This window comes from Frankia sp. CgKIO3, from assembly GCF_977946435.1.
The window spans coordinates 1-6,056 of record NZ_CDWTMO010000143.1; the positions used below are offsets into that span (position 1 = coordinate 1).

The window sequence follows — 6,056 nt, forward strand, 5'->3', positions numbered from 1 at the left end:
GTGCCCGGGGTGTCGGGGTGGTCGGTGTGCACCGTGTCTCCAAGCAGCGCCACCGACGCGGAACGAAGGTCGCCAGCGAGCAGGCCCTCGCCCGACGCCTCTACCCACGGCTGGCCTCCGACTGGCTGCTGCTTGCCGACCGGACCTTCTACTCTTGGGCGGACTGGTGCACGGCCGCGGACACCGGCGCGGCGCTGCTGTGACGGGTCAGGGCCAACCTGAACCTGCCCCCGCTGAAGGCACTACCCGACGGCTCCTACCGGACCGTCCTGATCAACATGAAGATCAGCAGGAAGGCCCGCGACGCGCTGCTCACCGCCGCCCGGGCGGGTGAGCCCCTCGACCCGCGGGAGGCCACCGCGACCGCCCTGGCCGGGGGATATCACCACAGATGGGAACGGGAAACCGGCAACAAACAGATCAAGACCTACCTGCGCGGCCCGGGACGGGGTCCTGCGCTCCACGCATCCCGACACCGTCTACCAGGAGATCTACGGCTACCTGCTCACCGTGCCCGCGCCAGGTCGGGCAGCGTGAGTCCGTCTCCTCGTGTCCGTGGGGGCCCAGGCGGCGTACTCCAGCCAAGTCTCGATGAGAGAGCTCATGCGCGGCTCGGGTGGATATTGCTAATCGAAGATGTCGGCGGCAGTGACGGTGAGACATCCTGGCGGCGCGTTACGGATCTCCTCGCGAGCGCACAGCGCGAGGCGTGCCCGGGCAGAGCCTTCGGTCCCGCCACTGTCAGGGCCGGCAGCTCCGTCGTCTGTCTGGCGGTCCGAGGCTGCTGGAACGGCCGATGTAATAGCGTGAGCCTTTTCCAGGAGCCGGCTGGAGATCCGTCGACCGCCAATAGAGCGCGCCCACTTCGCCTCGCCGAACAGAACCGGGTGTCGGTCCCTGCCCGCGAGCACGACCGCATCGATCTTGTTTTGCCCGCCCGCGTTCCAATAAGGCCCGACCGCGACGATGTCCCTGCCCAGCGCGCCGGCGACCGCGAGTCGGCGTAGGTGCTCGCGAAACGCTTCCTCCCACGGTTTGCCGAGATGGTCGTCCAGACTCTCGATCAGTACTGGCAGCAGTGCTTTCCCTAATCCACGCTCGATCTCCGCGCGGTACCGAGACAGCACGCCGAGATAGAAAGCGAGGAAATTGTCGGCGATCCGGTAGACGCGCCGACGGCTGTGCGCTGGTTCAGTGACGGGCATCAGCCTTTCGACCAGCCGCAGTTCGACGAGCCGATCCAGCGTACGGGCCGGTTCAGCCCGAATATAGTCCTTGATCTCGTTGTACTGGGTGCGGCCCTCGGCGATCGCGTGGAGCACGGCCGCCGGGTATTCACCGTGCTCCGCCTCGGTGGCAAGCACGAGTTGTCCCTCGGTGAGCAGCGGCGCCCCGGGCCGGCAGGCCAGCCGTAACAGGTTGTCAGCGAGATCGGCGCCCTGGTCCCACCACGACAGATACAACGGAACTCCGCCAACCAGCCCGTAGACGAGCGCCCGGTCGGACGGCGTCAGACTGGGCAGCATGAGTGCGGCCTCGTGCGGACGGAACGGATGCAGCGACAGTGACAGATCGAATCTGCCGTACAGGGGCGCCCGCTGCTCCTGCAGCGCGGTCATGTGCCGCACGGCCGACCCGCACACGAGCATCCGCAGCCTGGTCCGGCCGGCTGTTCGGTCGAGGAAGGCCCGCAGGACGCCGGGCAGTTCGGGTGAGGTGGCAACGATCTCGGGAAACTCGTCCAGGATGACGAGGAGCGGCTCCTGCTCAGCCGCCGCGGCGAGGTCGTCGAGCGCGTCGTCCCAGTCGAGATAGGGACGAGCAGCGAGATCACGGATTCGCCCCGGTAGCGCGATGGCCGCCTGACGGGATAGTTGCGCCAGTTCCCCAGCTGCCGCCCGACCGGCTCCGGTGTGGGACACCGACCGACGGCCCTCCGCGAAGTGCTGCAACAGCGCGGTCTTGCCGACCCGTCGCCGTCCCCACACCACCGCTGGTCGGGGGTCGGTCGAGCGCCACCACGCCTCTAGAGCGGCGAGTTCGTCGGTGCGATTCACAAAGGCCACCGCCGCCCCGCCTCCCTCCAGAAACTCACACTGCCTGTAACTTACTTGCTATGTAAGTTACACCCCGCGCCATCCGTACGCGGCTCGCGACATCCATGATTCTGTGATTTTGCCGCCTACCCGGCCGACAACCCCGACCGGATCGTGCTCGGCCGGGCAGTCCGACGGCGGGATCGACCAGCGCAGCTGCGTCCCCCGGCCGTACGGGTGTCATCCTGCAGCGGCGGCTGATGCGCCGGTGGTGGAGGTACGACGCTGGCGTCGCCCTGCATTTTCGCTGGTAGATGGCCTGCTCGTGTGATCGGGGATGGTGATCGTGGGGCCAGGGATGGCGGGATGGCGGTTCGGGTTGTGCTTGGTTCTGTCCACCGCCTCCGATCAGGCATTTTGCGGGGTCAGGCGGTGGCGCCACCGTCGATCACGTGGTCGTGGCCGACGACGTAGCTCGATTCCTCCGACGCCAACCATAGAACGGCGTTGGCGATCTCCTGCGGGTCGGCGACCCGGCCCAGCGGCACGGTCGGCGCGAGGCGGGCGTCACGCTGCTCGCGGGTCTCGCCCGGAAGGTAGGACATGGGGGTGTCGATCGGGCTGGGGCTGATGGAGTTGATGCGCACGCCCTGCTTGATGTACTCCAGTGCGGCGGTACGGGTCAGGAAGCTGACACCCGCCTTGGACGTGGAGTAGGCGCTCATGCCGGCCAGCCGCCAGTGGGCGCCCAGGTTGGAGGCGGTGTTGACGATGACGCCGCCGCCGTTGGCCGCCAGGTGCGCGGTCTCGTACTTCAGGGCGAGGAAGACGCCCGTCAGGTTGACCGCGAGGACCTTGTTCCACACGTCCTCGTCGTGCTCGCCAACCGGCGTGCCGCCGCCGAGGATGCCGGCGTTGTTGAACGCGACATGCAGACCGCCGTGGCGGGAGACAACGGTGTCCACCATCGCCTTGACGCTCTCCGAGCTGGTGACGTCGACGGTGATGCCGGACGCCTTGCCGCCCTCGGTCTCGATCAGCTTGACGGTCTCGTTCACCCCGCTCGCATGGAGGCCGGCGACAGCGACGGTCGCGCCCTCCCTCGCGAATGACAGGGCGGCGGTCCGGCCCAGCACACCGCCAGCGCCGGTGACGAGGACGACCTTGTCGGTGAAGCGTGCACTCATGACGAGCTCCTGTTGTCGGTAGAGACGTTACGAATCGCGGATGGTGGTCTCAGCCGCGCGCGGCGGCAGTGGTCGCGCCCGCCCTGCGCTGGAGCAGCGCGATCTGGACGGCACCAAGGAGAGCGAAGGACAGCCGGGGTCGCGGCGGACTCGGCGCAGCCATGTCGGGTGACGCGTTCACAGAGAGGTGTTCATAACTGAATGATCATTCCACTATGACAGTCGCCTGATGCCGTGCGGCACCACACGACTCCGCCTTGTGGCCTTGTGGCGATGATCGGAAGTTACCACGAATTGAAACGATCGGTCTAGATAGTCGGTGCGGGGAGCGCCTCAACCCGCACCACTTCTTCCGGCACGGCCAGTCCATCCGCCTGCCGGGGCGCTGACCGCACGGTCTCGGTACCGCCCCGTCGACGGGTGCCCGGCACCCGAAAAGCCCGTTCCCGTCAGTGCGGGGACGGGCTTTTCTTGATTGAACGGTCTTGTTAGCCTCTGGGTATGGGCAGGACCAAGGAGTTCGATCCAGACGTGGTGCTCCAGCGCGCGATGGACCTGTTCTGGGAACGGGGCTTCGAAGCGACTTCGATGGCCGACCTCGTCGATTACCTGGGGATCGGCCGGGCCAGTCTCTACGGCACGTTCGGCAGCAAGCACGACCTGTATCTGGCCGCCATGCGGCGGTACCTGCGACGCAGCGAGGCGGGCTTCGTCACCGCGCTCGCCCAGCCCGGACCGGCCCTGTCGGCCGTGCGCGCGTTTGTCGAGAGCTGGGTCACCGACGCCCTCACCGACCCGAACCGGCGAGGCTGCCTGGTGGTGAACGCCGCCGTCGAACTCTCCCCGCGTGACCCCGAAGTCGCCCGCCAGGTGGCGGTCAGCTGGAGCGTCGTGGAGACGGCGCTGGTGTCCTCCCTGGTGCGGGCCCAGGCCCAAGGCGAGCTTGCCCCCGACAAGGACCCGCACGAGATCGCCAATTTCCTGCTCGTGATGATGCAGGGCGTCCGCGTGCTCGCGCGGGCCGCACCCGAAGCGGAGCGGCTCCAGGCCGCCGCCCGCCTCGCGTTGGCCGCGCTGGACTGACCTGCCTCGCGTTGGCCGCGCCGGACCGATCCGCACCCGCCCAGTGGAACACGCGGAGGCCACAGCCTGGGCACCGTCCTGCGCTCACCAGCTTTCGACAGTTCGGTCGAGTGGCGTCCGTGTGCCGTGACCGGAGCTACCGCTGGCCCTGCGGCTGGCGGCGTACAGTCGGCGCCATGAAGCGGATGGTCCAGATCCCCTACGAGCTGGAGCAGGAGGAGGACGGTACCTGGGCGGCCCATGCGTCGTTCCCCAGCGGTGGCGCGCACGGTCTCGGCAACACTCCTGAGGACGCCGTGGCCGATCTCTACGAGGCCGTCAGTCTGGTCTCGAGGAGTTTGGCGTTCCGCCAGTCCTGACGATCGTGCAGGACGTCGCCTGATGCCTCCTCTTCCCGTGCTGCCTGGCGGGGAGGTGGTCAAGGTCCTTGAGAAGCTCGGCTTCGAAGTGATCCGTGTCAGCGGAGTTCATCGCCGCTCTTTGACCTACCCGGTCCGTTGGCCGGACCTGTGCCGCTGGCCGGGCCGGCGGCGGCGGTGGCGGTGGCGGTTGTTTTCATGCGCCGGTGTCCAGGTTCCGGCTGGTGGCCCGCGCCCAGCCGTCCGGCCCGCCGTCGAGGACCGTGAGGTTGGAATGTCCGGCGCGGGCGAGCAGGCTGGCGGCGCCCATCGCCCGCTTCCCATGCCCGCACATCAGCACGGTCGGCCCGGCCGGTAGCCCGGCGGCGAGGTGGGCGAGGTGGGCGGGCAAGTCGCCGAGCTCGACATGAGGTCGCACCCGGCAAGTGGGCGGAGGTGAACCCCGCCCACTTGCGGACGTCGAGAACATACGCGCCGCCGACCTGGTCTGGCCGAACCGTCAGGTCGATCGACCCGCATCGCGTGTACTCCAGAGCATCCGGATTATGGCCAGCCTCGAAGGCGGTCGACCGGGCGAGGTCCAGTTGGAGGCTACGCTCATCAGGACCGAGCGCACCGCCGGGAAAGTAGTCGTCGCCTCGTCGCCTCGTCGCCCGGCCCGGCGTGCAGCCGCCCGACTTGATCCACCAACGTGGATGGGCAGCTGGGTAACGCCGTAGGGCTTCGGGAAGCTGCACAGGTTGTCGAAGTCGAAGAACTCCCCGCGGAAGCTGACCCCGTCCTCGCCCCCGGCCCAGAGCAGTCGCATCACGTCGATCGCCTCGTCGGCGCGGCGACCACGGGTGCTGAAATCCACCCCCACCGCTTGGGCCTCGCCCGGCAGGGTTCCCAGCCCGACGGTCAATAGCCGCATCCGCCCCTTGGACAGCACATCAATGGTGGCCAGTCGCTTGGCGAGGACCACTAGATGGTGGTAGGGAAGCAGCAGCACGCCCGTGCCAAGCAGCATCCGGTTCGTGGCCGCAGCGACGAGGCTCAGGCAATTGAAGCGATCCCAATCTTGTAGACAGTCGACGTAAAGTCCACTGACTACCAGGAAGATCCAGGGATGGGATCGACGCGGAGGAAGTTCACCCAGGAGTACAAGGACGAGGCGGTCGCTCTCGTCCTTGGTTTGGACCGTACGATCGCCGAGGTGGCGAAGAGCCTTGGGATCAACGAGACGAGCTTGGGGTACTGGGTGAAGAAAGCAAAGGATTCCGACGAGGGCAAGGAGCGGCCGCTATCGGTGTCCGAGCGCGCCGAGTTCGAGGAGCTGCGGCTCATGGCCCAGCTGGGCCTGGTCAGCGTGCACCCGCGGCCCCGCAGGCACATCACGACCGTCCAGGCCA

General features: G+C 67.7%; 8 protein-coding genes and 1 pseudogene. 5 read left to right on the forward strand and 4 right to left on the reverse strand.

The annotated features are described in order from the left end of the window. Window positions 1-203, forward strand: a pseudogene (locus tag AC08OJ_RS15225) (hypothetical protein); the annotation flags it as partial. A gap of 423 nt (window positions 204-626) precedes the next feature. Here the strand turns inward: AC08OJ_RS15225 and AC08OJ_RS15230 are convergent. Further along, on the reverse strand, window positions 627-2,066 hold the full coding sequence (locus tag AC08OJ_RS15230) for an ATP-binding protein (RefSeq protein WP_476596052.1): 1,440 nt from the start codon (window positions 2,064-2,066) through the stop codon (window positions 627-629). 395 nt (window positions 2,067-2,461) lie between these two features. After that, the gene (locus tag AC08OJ_RS15235; protein WP_476593891.1) at window positions 2,462-3,223 is read right to left on the reverse strand and encodes an SDR family NAD(P)-dependent oxidoreductase; all 762 of its coding nucleotides are present in this window, start codon (window positions 3,221-3,223) and stop codon (window positions 2,462-2,464) included. A 40-nt stretch (window positions 3,224-3,263) separates the two neighbouring features. Here AC08OJ_RS15235 and AC08OJ_RS15240 point away from each other — a divergent pair, with 40 nt between their 5' ends. From AC08OJ_RS15240 to AC08OJ_RS15250, 3 genes are all read left to right on the forward strand, one after another. After that, complete coding sequence (locus AC08OJ_RS15240) at window positions 3,264-3,395, forward strand: hypothetical protein (protein ID WP_476596053.1); 132 nt, start codon at window positions 3,264-3,266, stop codon at window positions 3,393-3,395. Between the two features lie 329 nt (window positions 3,396-3,724). Further along, entirely contained in the window at window positions 3,725-4,306 is a 582-nt protein-coding gene (locus AC08OJ_RS15245; RefSeq protein WP_476596055.1) for a TetR/AcrR family transcriptional regulator, read from the forward strand. A gap of 176 nt (window positions 4,307-4,482) precedes the next feature. Next, a complete protein-coding gene (locus AC08OJ_RS15250) occupies window positions 4,483-4,665 on the forward strand; it encodes a type II toxin-antitoxin system HicB family antitoxin (protein WP_476593893.1) in 183 nt (60 codons plus the stop codon). Between the two features lie 196 nt (window positions 4,666-4,861). Here the strand turns inward: AC08OJ_RS15250 and AC08OJ_RS15255 are convergent, their stop codons facing one another. Then, window positions 4,862-5,083, reverse strand: coding sequence for a rhodanese-like domain-containing protein (locus AC08OJ_RS15255; RefSeq protein WP_476593894.1), 222 nt, complete (start codon window positions 5,081-5,083; stop codon window positions 4,862-4,864). An 81-nt stretch (window positions 5,084-5,164) separates the two neighbouring features. Next, window positions 5,165-5,674 (reverse strand): LLM class flavin-dependent oxidoreductase, encoded by a 510-nt coding sequence (locus tag AC08OJ_RS15260; RefSeq protein ID WP_476596056.1) that lies wholly within the window; start codon window positions 5,672-5,674, stop codon window positions 5,165-5,167. Window positions 5,675-5,773: 99 nt separating this feature from the next. On the opposite strand from AC08OJ_RS15260, the gene AC08OJ_RS15265 reads away from it, so the two are divergent. Beyond that, the coding region (locus AC08OJ_RS15265; protein WP_476596057.1) for a transposase at window positions 5,774-6,056 on the forward strand (283 nt) is incomplete at its 3' end.